General features: G+C 38.7%; 17 protein-coding genes. All 17 read left to right on the top strand.

The window, feature by feature from the left end; translation table 11 throughout:
- Nucleotides 1-16: 16 nt before the first annotated feature.
- The 17 genes from ACIQ2D_RS02610 to ACIQ2D_RS02530 all read left to right on the top strand — a co-directional run bounded on the left by ACIQ2D_RS02610 (nt 17) and on the right by ACIQ2D_RS02530 (nt 18,283).
- Entirely contained in the window at nt 17-463 is a 447-nt protein-coding gene (locus ACIQ2D_RS02610) for a chemotaxis protein CheW (RefSeq protein ID WP_402858928.1), read from the top strand.
- A 9-nt stretch (nt 464-472) separates the two neighbouring features.
- Nucleotides 473-1,105: a chemotaxis protein CheC gene (locus tag ACIQ2D_RS02605; RefSeq protein WP_402858925.1), complete on the top strand. Its 633-nt coding sequence runs from the start codon at nt 473-475 to the stop codon at nt 1,103-1,105.
- Between the two features lie 4 nt (nt 1,106-1,109).
- Nucleotides 1,110-1,607, top strand: coding sequence for a chemotaxis protein CheD (locus ACIQ2D_RS02600; RefSeq protein ID WP_402858923.1), 498 nt, complete (start codon nt 1,110-1,112; stop codon nt 1,605-1,607).
- Nucleotides 1,607-1,978, top strand: coding sequence for a hypothetical protein (locus ACIQ2D_RS02595; protein ID WP_402858920.1), 372 nt, complete (start codon nt 1,607-1,609; stop codon nt 1,976-1,978). Before ACIQ2D_RS02600 ends, ACIQ2D_RS02595 begins: the two co-directional genes overlap by 1 nt.
- 162 nt (nt 1,979-2,140) lie before the next feature.
- Nucleotides 2,141-2,911, top strand: a complete 771-nt coding sequence (locus ACIQ2D_RS02590; protein ID WP_402858915.1) for a FliA/WhiG family RNA polymerase sigma factor — start codon at nt 2,141-2,143, stop codon at nt 2,909-2,911.
- Between the two features lie 38 nt (nt 2,912-2,949).
- Nucleotides 2,950-3,258 (top strand): RNA polymerase subunit sigma, encoded by a 309-nt coding sequence (locus ACIQ2D_RS02585; protein ID WP_402858912.1) that lies wholly within the window; start codon nt 2,950-2,952, stop codon nt 3,256-3,258.
- A gap of 9 nt (nt 3,259-3,267) precedes the next feature.
- Nucleotides 3,268-3,855 (top strand): hypothetical protein, encoded by a 588-nt coding sequence (locus ACIQ2D_RS02580; RefSeq protein ID WP_402858909.1) that lies wholly within the window; start codon nt 3,268-3,270, stop codon nt 3,853-3,855.
- 158 nt (nt 3,856-4,013) lie between these two features.
- The gene (gene rpsB, locus ACIQ2D_RS02575; RefSeq protein WP_053584313.1) at nt 4,014-4,733 is read left to right on the top strand and encodes a 30S ribosomal protein S2; all 720 of its coding nucleotides are present in this window, start codon (nt 4,014-4,016) and stop codon (nt 4,731-4,733) included.
- Nucleotides 4,734-4,841: 108 nt separating this feature from the next.
- Complete coding sequence (gene tsf / locus ACIQ2D_RS02570; RefSeq protein WP_402858906.1) at nt 4,842-5,729, top strand: translation elongation factor Ts; 888 nt, start codon at nt 4,842-4,844, stop codon at nt 5,727-5,729.
- A gap of 228 nt (nt 5,730-5,957) precedes the next feature.
- Nucleotides 5,958-6,683, top strand: coding sequence for a UMP kinase (gene pyrH / locus ACIQ2D_RS02565; protein WP_402858903.1), 726 nt, complete (start codon nt 5,958-5,960; stop codon nt 6,681-6,683).
- Nucleotides 6,683-7,240 (top strand): ribosome recycling factor, encoded by a 558-nt coding sequence (frr, locus tag ACIQ2D_RS02560; protein WP_402858900.1) that lies wholly within the window; start codon nt 6,683-6,685, stop codon nt 7,238-7,240. The genes pyrH and frr overlap by 1 nt, the downstream gene beginning before the upstream one ends.
- A gap of 377 nt (nt 7,241-7,617) precedes the next feature.
- Nucleotides 7,618-8,412, top strand: a complete 795-nt coding sequence (locus tag ACIQ2D_RS02555; protein WP_402858897.1) for an undecaprenyl pyrophosphate synthase — start codon at nt 7,618-7,620, stop codon at nt 8,410-8,412.
- On the top strand, nt 8,409-9,209 hold the full coding sequence (locus tag ACIQ2D_RS02550) for a phosphatidate cytidylyltransferase (RefSeq protein ID WP_402858894.1): 801 nt from the start codon (nt 8,409-8,411) through the stop codon (nt 9,207-9,209). Before ACIQ2D_RS02555 ends, ACIQ2D_RS02550 begins: the two co-directional genes overlap by 4 nt.
- Before the next feature lie 96 nt (nt 9,210-9,305).
- Nucleotides 9,306-10,451, top strand: a complete 1,146-nt coding sequence (gene dxr / locus ACIQ2D_RS02545) for a 1-deoxy-D-xylulose-5-phosphate reductoisomerase (protein WP_402858891.1) — start codon at nt 9,306-9,308, stop codon at nt 10,449-10,451.
- Nucleotides 10,452-10,497: 46 nt separating this feature from the next.
- Nucleotides 10,498-11,760 (top strand): RIP metalloprotease RseP, encoded by a 1,263-nt coding sequence (gene rseP, locus ACIQ2D_RS02540; protein WP_402858889.1) that lies wholly within the window; start codon nt 10,498-10,500, stop codon nt 11,758-11,760.
- A 395-nt stretch (nt 11,761-12,155) separates the two neighbouring features.
- Complete coding sequence (locus ACIQ2D_RS02535; protein WP_402858886.1) at nt 12,156-13,862, top strand: proline--tRNA ligase; 1,707 nt, start codon at nt 12,156-12,158, stop codon at nt 13,860-13,862.
- 89 nt (nt 13,863-13,951) lie between these two features.
- A complete protein-coding gene (locus tag ACIQ2D_RS02530; RefSeq protein ID WP_402858883.1) occupies nt 13,952-18,283 on the top strand; it encodes a PolC-type DNA polymerase III in 4,332 nt (1,443 codons plus the stop codon).
- Nucleotides 18,284-18,513 lie beyond the last annotated feature (230 nt).

Below are 18,513 nucleotides of genomic sequence, written 5' to 3'. Positions count from 1 at the left end.
AAGAGAGGTGTTAACCATGACAAACGCAATTGAACAAGAAAGTATTAAAGTGATTGTTTTCCAATTAGCAGATAAAGAATATGCGATTCCTGTGTCACATGTACAAGGAATTGAAAAGTTAATGCATATTACACGTGTACCGAAAACTGAGAAATATGTAAAAGGTGTTATTAACTTACGTGGTGTTGTTACACCAATTGTCGATTTACGTGAACGTTTTGAATTGCCAATTTCAGAAAATGAAGAAACAACACGTATCATTATTATTTCTTTAGAGGATATGGAAGTCGGCTTTGTTGTAGATTCAGCGAATGATGTGTTAGACATTGCAGCGAATTCAATTGAACCACAACCAGAAGTAGTCGGCTCATTAGGAGAAGAGTTTATTTCTGGTGTAGCAAAATTAGATAAACGTTTATTGATTTTATTGCATTTAGAGAAAGTATTAAATCCACTAAAGTAGGGATGACAAATGGCATATAATCAGAAGATTACATCACTACATTTAGACGTATTAAAAGAAATCGGAAATATTGGTGCTGCGCATGCTGCAACAGCACTTTCTGATTTGCTCGGTAAGAAAATTGATATGCGTGTACCTAAGGTGGAAATGGTGTCATTTAATGACATGATGGAACTTGCAGGGGGATCTGAAAACGTAGTTGTCGGTATTTTCTTACGTATCGAGGGTGATGCGGAAGGTAGTATGTTCTTTATTTTACCAATTGAACAAGCTAATCGTTTTATTCGACGTCTAATTCAGGATGAATCATTCGATTTTAAAAATCCACCAGTTTCAGAATTAGGTTTATCGGCGATGCAAGAAATGGGTAATATTTTATCAGGTTCATATTTATCAGCTTTGTCAGATTTTACGAATTTAAAAATTTACCCGACAGTGCCTGGCTTAAGTGTAGATATGTTTGGTGCAATCATTAGTATTGGCTTAATCGAATTATCACATGTAGGTGATAATGTCATCGTAATTAACACATCCATTTTTGAAGACGGAGTTGAGGATCACGAGACGGTAAGGGGACATTTCTTCTTATTACCAGATCCAGATTCATTTGAAGCTATTTTTAAAGCATTAGGAGTTTCATAGTGCTATGTTAAATAGCGGACAAGTTATAAAGGTCGGAATTGCACAAATGGATGTAGCAAAGCTGCCAAACACTATCAGGACTTCTGGTCTTGGATCTTGTGTAGGCGTTATTTTATACGATGAGTCAAAAAAAATTGCAGGCTTAATACATGTCATGCTACCGGATTCTAATTTAGGAAGAGCAGAGTCAATTAATGTTGCGAAATTTGCCGATACAGGTATTTCCGCAATGATCGATTTATTGAAACTTGAAGGTGTTCAAAAATTTAAACTGAAGGCAAAGATTGCTGGAGGTGCACAAATGTTTCAATTTACGTCAGATAAGAATTCAATGCGTATCGGTCCACGGAATGTAGAGGCAGTAAAACAAGAATTGAAGAAAAACGCCATTCCTTTAATTGCTGAAGATACAGGTGGCAGCAGCGGTAGAACAATTGAATTTGATCCTATGACATCGAAATTACATATTCGAACTGTCAACCAAGGAGTGAGTGAAATATAATGTTTGGTTCAATTTTTTACAACTTATGGGCGGCACTTATGGCATTTTCAGTTTATTTTTTTATGACTTTTCAAAGTTCCTATTCGCCGGTTCGAATTTTAATAGGCTCGTTTGTATCGGCTATTCTAGTGTTTTTAGCTATGTTTCTCGTACGTTATCTTGTGTCGTACATCCTGTATACACCTGAAAGCGAAGAGAATCTAACTGAAAAAGAACTAGATGAAGAAGTACGAGATGAGGATAGTCTTGAAAATAATCAAGAAAAGCAAACTGTGAATTCAACTGTAGAATTCCAAGATGAAAACACAGAAGAGATAGCACAAGTTGTTCGTACAATGATGCATCGAGATGAAGAACAAGTAAATACTTGATAAATATGGGTTGTCTCAATTCTATTTTGAGACAACCTATTTTTATATGGACAAATTTGATGGAGTTTTAGTAAATATTATGCTTGGTAAGTTATGAAATTATCATCGAATTTTGGTACAATATAGGGAAGCATAGCATCGGTTTTAAGAGAGGTGGATTTCATGACACAATTAATTCTAAACGATGAACAAAAACTCTGGAGTAAATGGACTAACGACCGCGATCCAGATGCAGGTGACTTACTCATAAAAAAGTATACTTCTCTTGTGTCTTATCACGTGCAAAGAATTGGTGCTGGTTTACCGAAGAACGTTTCGAGAGATGATTTAATGAGCTTAGGCATGCTAGGTCTATTTGATGCGCTCAATAAATTTGATATTAATCGTGATTTGAAATTTGATACGTACGCATCTTTTCGAGTAAGAGGCGCAATTATTGATGGTTTACGTAAAGAGGATTGGCTCCCAAGGTCTGCACGGGAGAAAGCGAAAAAATTAGATGCCCAAATTGAACATTTGGAACAGAAATATATGCGCCATGTGACACCTGAAGAACTTGCTGAACATATGGAATTGCCGGTTGATGAAGTTTATCAAACGGTACAAGAACATTTTTTTTCGAATGTACTCTCCATCAATGAGCAACAGGATCAGGAAGAAGCAGAAGGAAAAGCATTTGTTATTCGAGATGATACTACAAAGACACCCGAACATGTTGTCGTGAAGTCTGAGCTGCTCGGTGATTTAGCAGCCAATATTCAAAAACTAAATGAAAAAGAGCAACTCGTATTAAGCTTATTTTACACCGAAGAAATGACATTAACTGAAATAGGGGAACTGTTAGAACTGTCAACTTCTCGTATCTCTCAAATTCACTCAAAAGCTTTATTAAAGTTACGTAAGCTATTAGCCACTGAAATGATTAATAGTTAAGTATTGAATGAGTCAGTGCACTAGGGGGAGGGATTTTCGTGAGTTTAAAGGGTGTAGAGTTACAAATTGCAATACCGAAAACGTTTGAAGCAGGTAAAATGGCTGATCAGGCACAGCAACAAGCTTTAGCTCAACAAGCAAATGCAAATGAGGCATTGAAAAAGGAAATAGAGCGCAAGCAGAAAATCGTGAATACCTCAGAAGGTATGGATGAAATTAGTGAAGAAGAAGAAGCCGGTGCTGAGTACATACATGGTACTCGGAAAAAGAAGAAAAATAGTGACGAAAAACCAGAGAAGCAAGCTCAGCATCCGTTTAAAGGAAATTTCGTGGACTTTAGTGGATAGGAGTATAACATGACAACCATATTAATCGCAGTGCTGTTTGTATTACAACTTTTGTCGTTTTATGCCATTATCATTTTGAATACAAAGCTTGCAAAATTCAAAGATTTAGAGAAAAAGCAAGAGCGTTTAATGCGTGAGATGGATGATACAATCAGTGTGTATTTAGCGGAAATGAAGGATGAAAACAATCGTCTGATTAGCGAACTGCAAATGGTACCAAAACAACAGGCAGTTGTAGCATCACGTCCAAAAGAACAAGATGAACAGCATAGAGAACTAGAAACACAACAACCAACAGCTGAGATATCCTCTAAAGAAGTAAATAGAACTGATATTGAGGTTGAGCCACGTGTTTTTGTTCCGAAAAATATCGCGGTAAACGCCTATAGCCGCCAACAACATGCAACCAATAATACAGCAAAACAGGGTTCTTCTGTAGCGACACTAGATGCACTAATCGAAGAAGAACAATTAGAGCCTACCTTTGAAGAACAAGTCATACTGTTGTCGAAACAAGGGAAAACTGTCGAGGGAATTGCCAAGCAACTTCAAAAAGGAAAAACAGAAATCGAGCTTTTATTGAAATTTCATAGCTAAAATAGTTGCGGATGTGCATGTCCTATGTTATATTAGCAAATGGTGTTATCACTACACACGCATTTTGATGTAGTAAGTGGTGCTCTGATAATCAGGGTAGCTTGTTGCAGACGATAAATGCGGAGGAAAAAAACCAAACATTCTAGGAGGAAATTCACATGTCAGTAATTTCTATGAAACAATTACTTGAAGCTGGTGTACATTTCGGTCACCAAACTCGTCGTTGGAACCCAAAAATGAAGAAATTTATCTTCGTTGAGCGTAACGGGATCTACATCATCGACTTACAAAAAACTGTTAAAAAATTAGAGGAAGCTTACGACTTCATGCGTCAAGTTGGTCAAGACGGTGGTAAAGTTCTTTTCGTTGGTACGAAAAAACAAGCACAAGAAGCGATCAAAGACGAAGCTGAACGTTCTGGCAACTACTACATCAACCAACGTTGGTTAGGTGGTACTCTTACTAACTTCGGTACTATTCAAAAACGTGTTGCACGTATGAAAGCTATCGAAAAAATGGAAGAAGAAGGAACTTTCGAAGTTCTTCCTAAAAAAGAAGTAATCCAACTTAAAAAAGAACACGAACGTCTAGTTAAATTCTTAGGCGGTATCCGTGATATGCACAATCTTCCAGACGTTATGTTCGTGGTTGACCCACGTAAAGAACGTATCGCTGTTGCTGAAGCTCGCAAATTAAACATCCCTCTAGTAGGAATTGTTGATACAAACTGTGATCCAGATGAAATCGACTACGTAATCCCTGCAAATGACGATGCTATCCGCGCTGTTAAACTTTTAACTGCTAAAATGGCTGACGCATTAATCGAGTCAAAACAAGGTGAAGAAGAAGCTCCTGCAACTGAAGCAGCTGCTGAGTAATTCACGTTAACAAAAAGGTGATAAGTGGATCAAACCCCTTATCACCTTTTTTAGAACTTATATCTAATATTTCAATTTATTTTCAACCAACTAAGGAGGAAACACTAAATGGCAAACATTACTGCACAATTAGTAAAAGAATTACGCGAAAAAACTGGCGCTGGTATGATGGATTGTAAAAAAGCGTTAGTACAAACTGAAGGCGACATTGAAGCTGCAATCGACTTCTTACGTGAAAAAGGTCTTTCATCAGCTGCAAAGAAATCTGATCGTATCGCTGCTGAAGGTACAACTTTCATTTTAACTCAAGGTAACGAAGCTATTTTACTTGAAGTAAATGCTGAAACTGACTTTGTAGCTAAAAACGAAAAATTCGTAGTATTAGTTGAAGAACTTGCTGCACAATTACTAGCTGCTAAACCAGCAACTGTTGAAGCGGCTCTTGAGCTTGCAAATGCTGAAGGCGTAAAAATTGTTGACCAAATCTCAACTGCTGTTGCGACAATCGGTGAAAAAATTAGCCTACGTCGTTTTGAAATTAAAACAAAAACTGATGCAGACGCATTCGGTTCTTACCTACACATGGGTGGACGTATTGGTGTATTAGTAGTTCTTGAAGGTTCTACTGATGAAGCTGCTGCAAAAGACGTAGCAATGCACATCGCTGCTATTAACCCAACTTACGTTTCTCGTGACGAAGTTTCTGCTGATGAAGTTGAAAAAGAGCGTAAAGTGTTAACAGAACAAGCTCTTAACGAAGGTAAACCAGAAAACATCGTAGCGAAAATGGTAGAAGGTCGTCTTGGTAAATACTTCGAAGACGTTTGCTTACTTGACCAAACTTTCGTTAAAAACCCAGATCAAAAAGTACGTACTTTCGTAGAAGCAACAGGCGGTAAAGTAACTGGATTCGTACGTTACGCTGTTGGTGAAGGTATCGAAAAACGTGAAGATAACTTCGCTGAAGAAGTTATGAACCAAGTTAAAGGTAACTAATTAGCCTAATAAAATAATTTCTAGATAAAAAATGGGGAACACAACATAGCGTGTTCCCTATTTTTCAGGAAAATAATAGAATATCATTCTGGGCATGTCATAATCTAGACGTAAATACGCCGAGGTAAATTAGATTATTCGATTTTTCTACAACTAGCAATTGTTGTTATATACTATAATGAATAAAGAATAGTAATGCTTTTAAATAAATGTCTGACGGAGGTTTACATGGGTATGCCACAATATAAACGAGTAGTCATAAAACTAAGTGGTGAAGCGTTGGCTGGTGAAGCTGGCTTTGGTTTATCACCAAAAATTATCAAGTCTGTTGCAGAAGAAGTAAAGGAAGTAGTAGATCTTGATGTAGAAGTTGCTGTTGTTGTTGGTGGCGGTAACATTTGGCGCGGAAAAATCGGTAGTGAAATGGGTATGGACCGTGCGGCAGCAGACTATATGGGCATGCTTGCAACAGTTATGAACTCACTAGCATTACAAGATGCTCTTGAAAAATTAGGTATTGAAACAAGAGTTCAATCTTCTATCGTAATGACGCAAGTAGCGGAACCATATATTCGCCGTAAAGCAGTTCGTCATTTAGAGAAAAAACGCGTAGTGATTTTCGCGGCAGGTACTGGTAACCCATTCTTCTCTACAGATACAACTGCGGCATTACGTGCAGCTGAAATCGATGCAGACGCTATTTTAATGGCAAAAAATAATGTGGACGGTGTCTATTCTGCAGATCCACGAGTAGATGCAACTGCTGTGAAATATGATACACTCACATACTTAGATGTTATTCAACAAGGTTTGCAAGTAATGGATTCCACGGCTTCAACTTTATGTATGGATAACGATATTCCGTTAATTGTCTTCTCGATTACGGAAGAAGGTAATATTAAACGTGCCGTGCAAGGCGAAAAAATTGGAACAGTTGTTAGGAGGAACTTATAATGGCTAAACAAGTAATTGAACAAGCTAAAGATAAAATGAACAAATCGATTGCTGCTTTTTCTCGTGAATTAGCATCAATCCGTGCAGGTCGTGCGAATGCATCTCTATTAGATCGCATCACTGTAGATTATTATGGTGCCCCAACACCAATTAACCAACTTGCGGGGGTTGCTGTACCAGAAGCGCGCCTTCTTGTTGTTACACCATATGACAAAACGGTTTTAGGCGAAATCGAAAAAGCAATTATGAAATCGGATATTGGCATTACACCAACAAATGATGGTACTGTAATCCGTTTAATGATTCCTGCTTTAACAGAAGAACGTCGTAAAGACCTTGTTAAACAAGTGAAAAAAGAAGCTGAAGATGCAAAAATCGCTGTGCGTAATGTACGCCGTGATGCAAATGACGATCTGAAAAAACTTGAAAAAGCTGGCGAAATCACAGAAGATGATTTACGTGGTTTTGGTGAAGATATTCAAAAGTTAACAGATGAGTTCATCGTGAAAGTAGATCAAGTAACGAAAGAGAAAGAAAAAGAAATTTTAGACGTGTAAGCTGACGCTCTACAATTCTATGATGGAACTTTTTGATGAGATGAAGGCGTCCTATATATTACAGGACGTCTTTTCTTTTTTTATCTTCAATCAACAAAAGGTGTCGTGTACCGAAAGCACAGCGACAGGTACAGAAAAAGCCTGCTGATTGAAGATAAAGCCTCCGGCGGATGTCACAGATTTTGAAAGGAGTTAATTGTGCAAGCACAATTCAAAATCTGGACGCAATTACGCTGAGGCGTAATTGATACTATTCGTTTGTTCTAATCGAGAGGATAAGCGCATAGTCAATTTAAAGGGAAAAAAAAGACAAAGAGGCATTATGTTTGTTATTATAAATAAGTATACGTCCGATTAGTTGTAGTGGGGGAGTTAGTATGTTTAAAAAGCTATTAGGAAAACAAATAAATATAGATACACTATCATTGGAGGAACGTGTTGCTCTTTCTAAAAGCGAGCCAATTCCTGCCCATGTAGCGATTATAATGGACGGAAACGGACGTTGGGCAAAAAAACGTGCGATGCCACGTGTTGCTGGGCATCATGAAGGTATGAAGACAGTACGCAAGGTGACAAGATTTGCATCTGACCTAGGCATTAAAGTGCTAACGGTTTATGCGTTCTCGACAGAAAATTGGAAACGACCAAAAGCAGAAATCGATTTTTTAATGCGCCTGCCGGTTGAGTTTTTAGGCTCTTTCTTACCTGAAATGATGGAACGCAATGTACGAGTAGAAATGATTGGTGATCCATCGCTGCTTCCGAAGCATACACAAACTGCATTATTCGAGGCAATGGAAGAAACAAAACATAATACGGGTCTCATATTAAATTTCGCTTTAAATTACGGTAGTCGTTCCGAAATGGTGAGTGCTATGAAAAACATTATGCAAAAAGTACAAGATGGACAGTTACTAATTGATGAAATTGATGAAGAGTGTATGACATCACATTTAATGACTGCTCATTTACCAGAACCAGACTTGTTAATTCGTACAAGCGGTGAAGTAAGACTGAGTAACTTTATGTTATGGCAACTTGCCTATACTGAATTTTGGTTCACAGATACATTGTGGCCCGATTTTAGTGAGAAGACCTTATTGGAAGCGGTTGAGAACTATCAAAAACGTAATCGTCGTTACGGTGGGTTGAAGGGAGAAGAAACAACTTGAAACAACGAATCATTACAGCAATTATTGCAGCGGCACTTTTTATCCCGTTTGTGATTTATGGGAAGGTGCCATTTACATTACTTGTATTAGCAATGGCTGTAGTTGGCTTTTATGAAATATTGAAAATGAAAGGTATTTCTATTTTTTCTATACCTGGTGTGATTGGGTTACTTACATTAGTATTGCTTGTAATCCCGAGAGATTGGGCAGGTGAAGTAGTACAAATTATTGGTTATTCTTCGATCTTAATGGTCGTATATGGCTTGATGATGTTATTACTGATTTATGTCGTACTCGTAAAGAATAAAATTACGTTTGATGAAGTAGGCTTTATATTATTAGGTGCTTTTTATGTTGGTATGGGTTTCCATTACTTAATCGAAACACGTAACAATGGTTTAGAGTTTGTTGTATATTGCTTATTAGTCGTATGGACAACGGATTCTGGTGCCTATTTTGTTGGTCGTAAATTTGGGAAGAACAAGTTATGGCCAGAAATTTCACCAAAGAAAACGGTGGAAGGTTTTGTCGGCGGTATTGTAATTGCAGTGATTTTCGCTATCGGTATGCAAATAATTTATCCATTTATGAACGGTTATGTTTCGCTAATTCTCATTACGATAGTTGCTTCTATCATTGGGCAGATGGGCGATTTAGTGGAATCAGCGATTAAACGTCATTATGGCGTAAAAGATTCAGGAACTATTTTACCAGGTCATGGTGGGATTTTAGATCGCTTTGATAGTTTATTATTCGTGGTACCATTATTACACTTTTTATACCTTTTCGGTAACTAAGAAAAGTGCTATAGCGCTTCCATAACCTGTATGCTCATTAAATGTATTCATGCGAGGATAGCGCTTTAGTCTAGACATAAGAGGGGACAATTTGTTGTGAAAAAAATTAGTTTATTAGGAGCAACAGGCTCTATTGGGTGGCAGACTTTCGATATTTTAAAAGAGCAGTCAGAAGAGTTTCAATTAGTTGCCTTTTCTTCTGGTAGAAATATTGAAAAAACACGTGAGATAATTAATGTGCTGAAGCCGGAGCTTGTATCTGTGCAGTTTGAGGAAGATGCACATGCCCTGCAAAAGGATTATCCGAACATTCACTTCACTTTTGGTGCAAAAGGGCTTATAGAAGTCGCTACGCATCCAGATTCAACGGTGCTTGTAAATGCTGTACTTGGCAGTGTTGGTTTAGAATCGACACTTGCTGCGATTCGTATGGGCAAAACAATTGCTATTGCAAATAAAGAGACACTTGTCACAGCTGGACATTTAGTCATGGCGGAGGCAAAAAAATATAATGCACCAATTTTGCCGGTAGATAGTGAGCATTCAGCAATATTCCAATCGATGAATGGTGAGAATCCAAAAAATATTGAGCGGTTGATTATTACAGCTTCAGGTGGTAGCTTTCGTGATAGAACACGTGATGAACTAAAAGCTGTAACTGTGGCAGATGCACTTAATCATCCAAACTGGTCGATGGGTGCGAAAATCACAATTGATTCGGCAACAATGATGAATAAAGGGTTAGAAGTCATTGAAGCGCATGTATTATTTGATATGCCTTACGATAAAATTGATGTACTTTTGCATAGAGAAAGTATTATTCACTCACTAGTTGAGTATCATGATACTAGTGTCATTGCTCAGCTTGGTACACCGGACATGCGTGTGCCGATTCAATATGCACTTAGTTATCCAGATCGTATCCCACTACATAACGGTCAGCGACTTAATTTAGCACAAATTGGTCAGCTCCATTTTAAAGAGATGGACTTTGAACGTTATCCGGCATTACGTTTAGCTTACGAGGCTGGACGTATGGGTGGTACCATTCTAACAGCGATGAATGCAGCAAATGAAGCGGCAGTTGCGGCATTTTTACAAGGGAAAATTACTTTCCTTGAAATTGATGAAACAATTGAGCGTGTGATGCAGGCACATAACAATATTTTAGTGCCAGATTTGCAGGAGATTTTACATGTAGATAGTGAGACAAGGAAAACAGTGTTGGGCATGGTAAAATAACGTAAGAAACGCGTCATCAACTATTCGCTATTGAAGGTGGGGTATTATGCAAACAGCTATTGCATTTATTTTAATATTTGGCTTGCTCGTCTTCATCCATGAGCTTGGCCACTTCCTGTTCGCTAAACGTGCAGGGATTATGGTAAGAGAATTTGCTATTGGTATGGGACCAAAAATTTTCGCCATGACAAAAGGTGAAACACTCTATACATTACGTTTACTACCGATTGGTGGGTATGTAAGTATGGCTGGACAAGATATAGATAGCACGGAATTACAACCAGGCTATCGTGTCGGGCTTATTATTAATGAGGATAATCTGGTTAAAAAAATTATTTTTAACCAAAATAATAGACAATTACCAGATCTACTTTTTTTAGAAGTGGAACGTGCTGATTTAGAGCGTGATTTGTTTATTGAAGGTTATGATGAAGAAGAGCAACTAGTACGCTATAATGTGTCGAGAGATTGCGTGCTTGTAGAAAATGGTAGAGAAACGATTATTGCGCCGTATGATCGTCAATTCAATGGGAAATCAGTTGGTCAACGTTCGATGACGATTTTTGCAGGTCCCTTGTTTAACTTTATACTAGCGTTTTTCATTTATTTGCTAATAGGGTTATTAAATGGTGTTCCTACGTACGAACCAATCATTACGGAAGTCGTTAAAAATGACCCAGCAGCACAAGCAGGTATGGTTGCAGGTGATAAGGTGACAGCGATAGATGGACAAGTGGTTGAAAAGTGGCAGGATTTAGCTGGAATTGTGCAAGAAAGCGCTGGCGAAACGATTAATGTAACTGTTGAACGAAATGGACAAACAGAAAATTTAACGATGCTGGTGAAAGAGGTCACATTAGAAGGCGAGGAATATGGCCAAATTGGTGTTTTATATGAAAGTCCACGTGAATTTAATCCGTTAAAAGCTATTGTCTACAGTGGACAGAATGTTTACGATATGACGATTCGTATATTTGAATTACTAGGTCAGTTAGTTACAGGTCAATTAACAATTGACGCGCTATCAGGACCGGTAGGTATTTACAAAACGACTGAGGAAGTAGCGCAACACGGTATTTTCGTTCTAATGAACTTTGCTGCAATGCTAAGCATTAACCTTGGAATTATGAACTTATTGCCACTACCAGCACTTGATGGTGGGCGATTATTATTCTTTGGTTATGAAGCAGTAAGAGGCAGACCGATTGATCGACAAAAAGAGGGCATGATTCATTTTGTTGGGATTGTGCTACTCATGATCTTAATGGTAGTTGTCACATGGAACGATATTCAACGATTTTTCTTCTAGTGTAAAAATAGCTTTGGGCGTGTATGATTCCAATCATTGCGTTCAAAGCTAAATTTGATTATGCTAGAGTATGAACTTAATTTAACTTCCTTCAGCAGAAGTCTCTCACTTTTATAAATGAAATGAGTGCTAAGCGCATTTATCATTTAGTAGAGATACGAACATATGCAGAAGGAAGTTAAGCCCCCGGCGGATGTCATGGATTTTGAAAGGATTTGAAGGGTGTTAGCCTAAGTACGTCGCATCCTTGCGACAACGGCTAACTGACCTGCGTCACGCAGGCCTAAGCACAATTCAAAATCCAGACGCATTGTTTATCTGCGCGAAAGCGAAGTGTAACGAAGCGTCAGCGGCAATTACGCCGAGGCGAAATTGATAAAAAGGTGGAACACTTAATGAAGCAAAGTAAAACTTTAATCCCAACGCTACGTGAAGTACCTGCAGATGCTGATGTAAAATCACACAAGCAATTACTACGTGCAGGGTTTATCCGTCAAAATGCAAGCGGAATTTATTCATATTTACCACTCGCTAAACGTGTATTAACAAAAATCGAAAATATTATTCGTGAAGAGATGGAAGCTGTTAATTCCATTGAATTATTAATGCCTGCTTTACAATCGGCAGAGCTATGGCAGGAATCTGGTCGTTGGGAAAAATACGGTCATGAACTTATGCGTTTAAAAGACCGTAATAACCGTGACTTCGCATTAGGTCCAACACATGAAGAAGTAATTACAACATTAGTACGTGATGAAATTAAATCTTACAAAAAATTACCTTTAACACTGTATCAAATCCAAACAAAATTCCGTGATGAAAAACGTCCACGTTTTGGCTTATTACGTGGCCGTGAATTCATTATGAAAGATGCTTATTCATTCCACGCTACTCGTGAAAGCTTAGACGAAACATATGATGATATGTACCGAGCGTATTCAAATATCTTCTCTCGTCTTGGGTTAAACTATCGTGCAGTAATTGCTGACGCGGGTTCAATTGGTGGTAAAGGTACACATGAATTCATGGTGCTTTCTGAAATTGGTGAAGATACGATTGCTTACTCAGACACATCTGACTATGCTGCAAATATTGAAATGGCGGAAGTAATCACTGAATACAAAACACCTGATGCTCCATTAAAAGAGCTTGAAAAAGTATCGACGCCAGACCAAAAGACAATCGAAGAAGTATCTGCTTTCTTAAATGTAGATGCGGCGAATGTTATTAAATCATTAGTGTTTGATGTAGATGGCGAATTAGTCGTTGTACTTGCTCGTGGTGATCACGAAATCAATGATATTAAATTGAAAAATGCACTAGAAGCTGATTCAGTTGAGCTTGCAAGCGAAGCAGCAATTCGCGACTTACTAGGTTGTGGTGTAGGCTCAATTGGACCTGTGAAATTACCAGTAGACGTTAAAGTTATAGCAGATAAAGCGATTAAATCTATTAGTAACGGTGTTGCTGGTGCAAACGAAGACGGCTATCACTTCGTGAACGTTAATCCAGAACGTGACTTTGCTGTGAATGATTACTTGGATATTCGTTTTATTCAAGAGGGTGATCCTTCTCCAGATGGACAAGGCATCGTCAAATTTGCAGAAGGAATTGAGGTTGGACACATTTTCAAATTAGGCACAACTTACTCTGCAAAAATGAATGGTACGTTTTTAGATGAGCAAGGAAAAGCGCAACCATTCATTATGGGTTGCTATGGTATTGGGGTGTCTCGTATTTTAGCAGCGGTTGCTGAACATTTCCAAGACGATAATGGCTTCACTTGGCCAACACAATTAGCACCGTACGATATTCATGTTGTACCTGTTAATACGAAGGACGAAGCACAAGTAGGCTTAGCTGAAGAGTTATATGGCTTACTAAAATCTTATCGCTATGATGTACTATTGGATGACCGAGTTGAGCGTGCGGGGGTTAAGTTTGCGGATGCAGATTTAATCGGCTTACCAGTCCGTGTAACAGTTGGTAAAAAGGCATCTGAAGGCATTGTAGAAGTGAAAATTCGTCAAACTGGCGAAACATTTGAATGGAAAAAAGAAGAGATCATTGATCACTTGAACGAATTTTTCCGTAAAAACTAATACTTCATGGAAGGAAGGTACACATAGAGGTACTTTCCTTTCTTTTTCGATACTTGATCTGAATTATATAGAAAGTAGGTGTCACCCAGTTGGAACAGCAACAAGAAGCAAGGCTTAGATTTCAAATGCTCTTGCAGCAGCTAGAGTTAACAGATGATGTCTATATGTCCTTTTTCGAAGGGGGAGAATTATCACGTTTAACAGTCCATAAAAAAAATAGACTGTGGAATTTTACCATCACACTTCGTGATATATTACCCTTCCCTCTTTATCAGTTATTTCGCACGCATTTAGCTGAAAAATTTGCAGCTATTGCACAAATTAATATTACGTTTGAAACGATTGAAAAAACAGTAACAGAAGAGCTTATTCAAGCGTACTGGTTAACCGTTGTTGAGCAGATTGACGATATGGCACCGACTTTGAAAAGTGGTCTTATATCGCAAACTCCAGGCTGGAATGGGCAGAAAATAACACTTTCTTGTATGCAAGAGATGGAGTTAATGATGCTCAAAACGAAGTATGCGGAAAAGCTTTCGGCAAGTTACGGGCAATTTGGTTTCCCTCCCATTGCGATGGATTTTATCCTACAAGAAGAAACGGATGAAATGCGTGCGGCACAAGAAGCCTTTGTAGAGCAAAAACGCTTAGAGGAAATTGCACTTGCACAGCAAGCGATGGCGGATTTCCAAAAACGCGAGCAAGAGAAGAAAGAAAATCCTGCAATTGCATCTCTTGGCGACCGCCCACTTCAGCTTGGTATGCACATTAAAGACGATGAAATCATGGAAATTAAGCGTATTGTAGAAGAAGAGCGTCGTGTTATTATCGAGGGCTTTGTATTCGATGCGGAAATTAAAGAGCTGAAAAGTGGTCGTTCTTTATTACAAATAAAGATTACCGATTATACAGATTCTATCGTCGTGAAAATGTTCTCACGTGATAATGATGATGCTACACTCATGCAACATTTGAAAAAAGGCATGTGGGTGAAAGTACGAGGCTCTGTCCAAACTGATACGTTTATCCGCGATTTAATCGTAATGGCGAATGACATCAACGAAATTAGAAAAGAAACTCGCCAAGATTTAGCACCTAAAGGCGAAAAGCGTGTAGAACTGCATTTGCATACACCGATGAGTCAAATGGATGCTGTTACACCAGTAGACCGACTAGTAGCTCAAGCGGCGAAGTGGGGGCATCCGGCTGTCGCTATTACTGATCATGCGGTCGTGCAATCTTTCCCTGACGCGTATGCAGCCGGAAAAAAACATGGCATTAAGGTCATTTACGGTTTAGAGGCGTATTTAGTGAATGATGGCGTTCCAATAGCTTATGCCCCGCAGCACCGCTCCTTAGAAGATACGACATATGTAGTCTTTGACGTGGAAACGACAGGACTTTCTACAGCATACGATACGATTATTGAGCTTGCTGCTGTCAAAATTCAAGGTGGGCATGTCATCGATAAATACGAAAGTTTTGCAAACCCACATCATGCCCTTTCAGCAACAACAATTGAATTGACAGGAATCACAGATGATATGGTGCGTAACGCGCCGGAAGTCGAGCAAGTGATTAAGGAATTCCATGCATTTATAGGTGATGCGATTGTAGTGGCACATAATGCATCGTTTGATATGGGCTTCTTGTATACCGGCTATAGAAAATTTGGCTTAGAAGGTGTCGTTCATCCAGTTATTGATACATTAGAGCTTGCACGATTACTACACCCAACGATGAAAAATCACCGTTTAAATACGCTTTGTAAAAAATTCGGTATCGAATTAACGCAACATCACCGAGCTATTTATGATACAGAGGCGACGGGGTATCTATTACAGCACTTATTAAAAGAAGCGGATGAAATGGGCATCAAGTATCACGATGACTTTAATAAGCATATTGGCGGTGGCGATGCTTATAAAAAGGCTCGACCAATGCACTGTACAATTTTAGCAGTTAATAATGATGGCCTGAAAAACTTATTTAAAATAGTAACCCATGCGCACACAAAGTCATTTTACCGTGTGCCTCGTGTCACGCGTTCTACGTTAGAAATGTACCGTGAAGGGCTAATTATTGGATCTGGCTGTGATAAAGGTGAAGTATTTGAAACGATGATGCAAAAATCACCTGAAGAAGCTGAAAAGGTAGCGGAGTTTTATGATTATATTGAAGTTCATCCAAAACCAGTCTACGCACATTTAATCGAGCGTAATATCGTGCGAGATGAATGGACGATTGAAGATATTATTCGTAAACTTGTGAAACTTGGGAAGAAACTAGATAAACCTGTTGTCGCAACGGGGAATGTTCATTATTTAGATCCGAATGATGGCATGTTTAGACAAATTCTAATTGGTTCACAAGGTGGCGCAAATATTTTAAATAAATCAAAGTTGCCAGAGGTGCATTTTAGAACGACGGATGAAATGCTTGCGGAGTTCGACTTTTTAGGGCCAGATATTGCAAAGGAAATCGTTGTCACGAATACGCAAAAGGTCGCAGAGATGATTGGTGATGTGAAGCCGATTAAAGACGATTTATATACACCAAAAATCGAAGGCTCTGATGATGAAGTTACGAATTTAACTTATGAAATGGCGCGCGATATTTACGGTGATGAATTGCCGGAAATCGTTAAAGCACGTATTGAAAAAGAGCTAAAGTCGATTTTAGGGCATGGATTCGGGGTAATTTATTTAATTTCTGCCAAGCTGGTGAAAAAATCATTAGCAGACGGCTATTTGGTAGGTTCACGTGGCTCGGTTGGATCATCACTTGTAGCAACCTTTATGGAGATTACGGAAGTAAATCCATTGCCACCACATTATATCTGCCCGAATTGTAAACACTCGGAGTTCTTCGATGATGGTTCGGTAAGTTCAGGCTATGACTTGCCAAATAAGGACTGTACAGAGTGTGGCACACCGTACAAAAAAGATGGACAAGATATTCCGTTCGAAACATTCTTAGGCTTTAAAGGGGATAAAGTTCCCGATATCGATTTAAACTTCTCCGGTGAATATCAACCGCAGGCACATAACTATACAAAGGTGTTGTTCGGGGAAGATTACGTATTCCGTGCAGGAACAATAGGTACGGTTGCAGAGAAAACAGCTTATGGTTATGTAAAAGGTTATGCAAATGATCATAATTTACATTTCCGAGGTGCTGAGGTAGACCGACTAGTACAGGGTTGTACTGGCGTTAAACGTACGTCAGGGCAGCATCCAGGTGGGATTATCGTAGTGCCAGATTATATGGATATTTTTGATTTCTCACCTGTACAATTCCCGGCGGATGCACAGGATTCGGAGTGGCGTACAACACATTTTGATTTCCACTCTATTCACGATAATATTTTAAAACTCGATATTCTTGGGCACGATGATCCGACCGTGATTCGTATGCTTCAGGATTTATCCGGTATTGATCCGAAAACGATACCGACAGATGATCCGTTCGTGATGAAAATCTTCAGTTCACCTGAATCACTTGGCGTGACTGAAAAGCAAATTGGCTGTAAAACAGGAACACTTGGTATCCCTGAGTTTGGGACACGTTTTGTGCGCCAAATGTTAGAGGATACGAAGCCATCGACTTTCTCAGAGCTTGTGCAAATTTCTGGACTATCGCATGGAACCGATGTTTGGCTAGGTAATGCACAAGAGCTAATTCATAATGGTACATGTGTATTAAAAGAAGTAATTGGCTGTCGTGATGATATTATGGTGTATTTAATATATCAAGGGCTTGAACCATCACTGGCTTTCAAAATTATGGAGTCAGTACGTAAAGGGAAAGGCTTATCAGACGAGTTTGAAGCAGAAATGCTGGCAAATAAAGTTCCTGGTTGGTATATCGATTCATGTAAAAAGATAAAATACATGTTCCCGAAAGCCCATGCCGCTGCATACGTGTTAATGGCCGTACGTATTGCATGGTTTAAGGTACACTTCCCAATTTTATATTACGCAGCATATTTCACAGTTCGTGCGGACGATTTTGATTTAATCGCGATGACACAAGGCTCACAGATGATTCGTTCTAAAATTGACGAAATCAATATAAAAGGCTTGGAGGCATCGACGAAAGAGAAAAACTTGCTGACTGTGTTGGAATTAGCGCTTGAAATGTGTGAGCGTGGCATGAGCTTCCAAAAAGTTGATTTGTATCGTTCACAGGCAAGTGAGTTTATTATTGATGGAAACACTTTAATACCACCGTTTGATGCGATTCCTGGTCTTGGTACCAACGTTGCCAAAACGATTGTAGCTGCGCGTGAAGATGGAGAGTTTTTATCGAAAGAAGACTTACAGCAACGTGGCCGTGTTTCTAAAACTTTAATTGAGTATATGGATCAGCTGGGTTGCTTAGAGGGAATGCCAGATGCTAATCAGTTATCTCTGTTTTAAGCATGATTTTTCTTTGTTTTAAAAGTTGATGAACTTCATAAATTAGGAAGTTTGCAAATTTACGTAATCTGTGCTATTCTTATGGTAATAATTTGTTGATAGTTTTCCAGCAAAAGAGTGGGGCATTCCCGCTCTTTTCTGTTGTTATAACGTACAAAAACAAATTTTTTGAGACTAACAGCTGGTAAGACCGTCAAATTTCACCAAAATTATTGGTGAAATTTGTGTTT

The organism is Lysinibacillus sp. NPDC097287 (assembly GCF_044761695.1).
Taxonomy (GTDB): domain Bacteria; phylum Bacillota; class Bacilli; order Bacillales_A; family Planococcaceae; genus Lysinibacillus.
The sequence above is the reverse complement of the archived record's forward strand: the minus strand, read 5'-3'. Positions and strand labels throughout refer to the sequence as shown.

What these genes read in the sequence shown, in the direction of transcription:
- ACIQ2D_RS02605 (WP_402858925.1), top strand. Translation starts at nt 473, where the DNA reads ATGGCATATAATCAGAAGATTACATCACTACATTTAGACGTATTAAAA.
- frr (WP_402858900.1), top strand. Translation starts at nt 6,683, where the DNA reads ATGGCTAAACAAGTAATTGAACAAGCTAAAGATAAAATGAACAAATCG.
- ACIQ2D_RS02580 (WP_402858909.1), top strand. Translation starts at nt 3,268, where the DNA reads ATGACAACCATATTAATCGCAGTGCTGTTTGTATTACAACTTTTGTCG.
- tsf (WP_402858906.1), top strand. Translation starts at nt 4,842, where the DNA reads ATGGCAAACATTACTGCACAATTAGTAAAAGAATTACGCGAAAAAACT.
- ACIQ2D_RS02555 (WP_402858897.1), top strand. Translation starts at nt 7,618, where the DNA reads ATGTTTAAAAAGCTATTAGGAAAACAAATAAATATAGATACACTATCA.
- ACIQ2D_RS02590 (WP_402858915.1), top strand. Translation starts at nt 2,141, where the DNA reads ATGACACAATTAATTCTAAACGATGAACAAAAACTCTGGAGTAAATGG.
- ACIQ2D_RS02600 (WP_402858923.1), top strand. Translation starts at nt 1,110, where the DNA reads ATGTTAAATAGCGGACAAGTTATAAAGGTCGGAATTGCACAAATGGAT.
- pyrH (WP_402858903.1), top strand. Translation starts at nt 5,958, where the DNA reads ATGGGTATGCCACAATATAAACGAGTAGTCATAAAACTAAGTGGTGAA.
- ACIQ2D_RS02535 (WP_402858886.1), top strand. Translation starts at nt 12,156, where the DNA reads ATGAAGCAAAGTAAAACTTTAATCCCAACGCTACGTGAAGTACCTGCA.
- rseP (WP_402858889.1), top strand. Translation starts at nt 10,498, where the DNA reads ATGCAAACAGCTATTGCATTTATTTTAATATTTGGCTTGCTCGTCTTC.
- rpsB (WP_053584313.1), top strand. Translation starts at nt 4,014, where the DNA reads ATGTCAGTAATTTCTATGAAACAATTACTTGAAGCTGGTGTACATTTC.
- ACIQ2D_RS02595 (WP_402858920.1), top strand. Translation starts at nt 1,607, where the DNA reads ATGTTTGGTTCAATTTTTTACAACTTATGGGCGGCACTTATGGCATTT.
- ACIQ2D_RS02610 (WP_402858928.1), top strand. Translation starts at nt 17, where the DNA reads ATGACAAACGCAATTGAACAAGAAAGTATTAAAGTGATTGTTTTCCAA.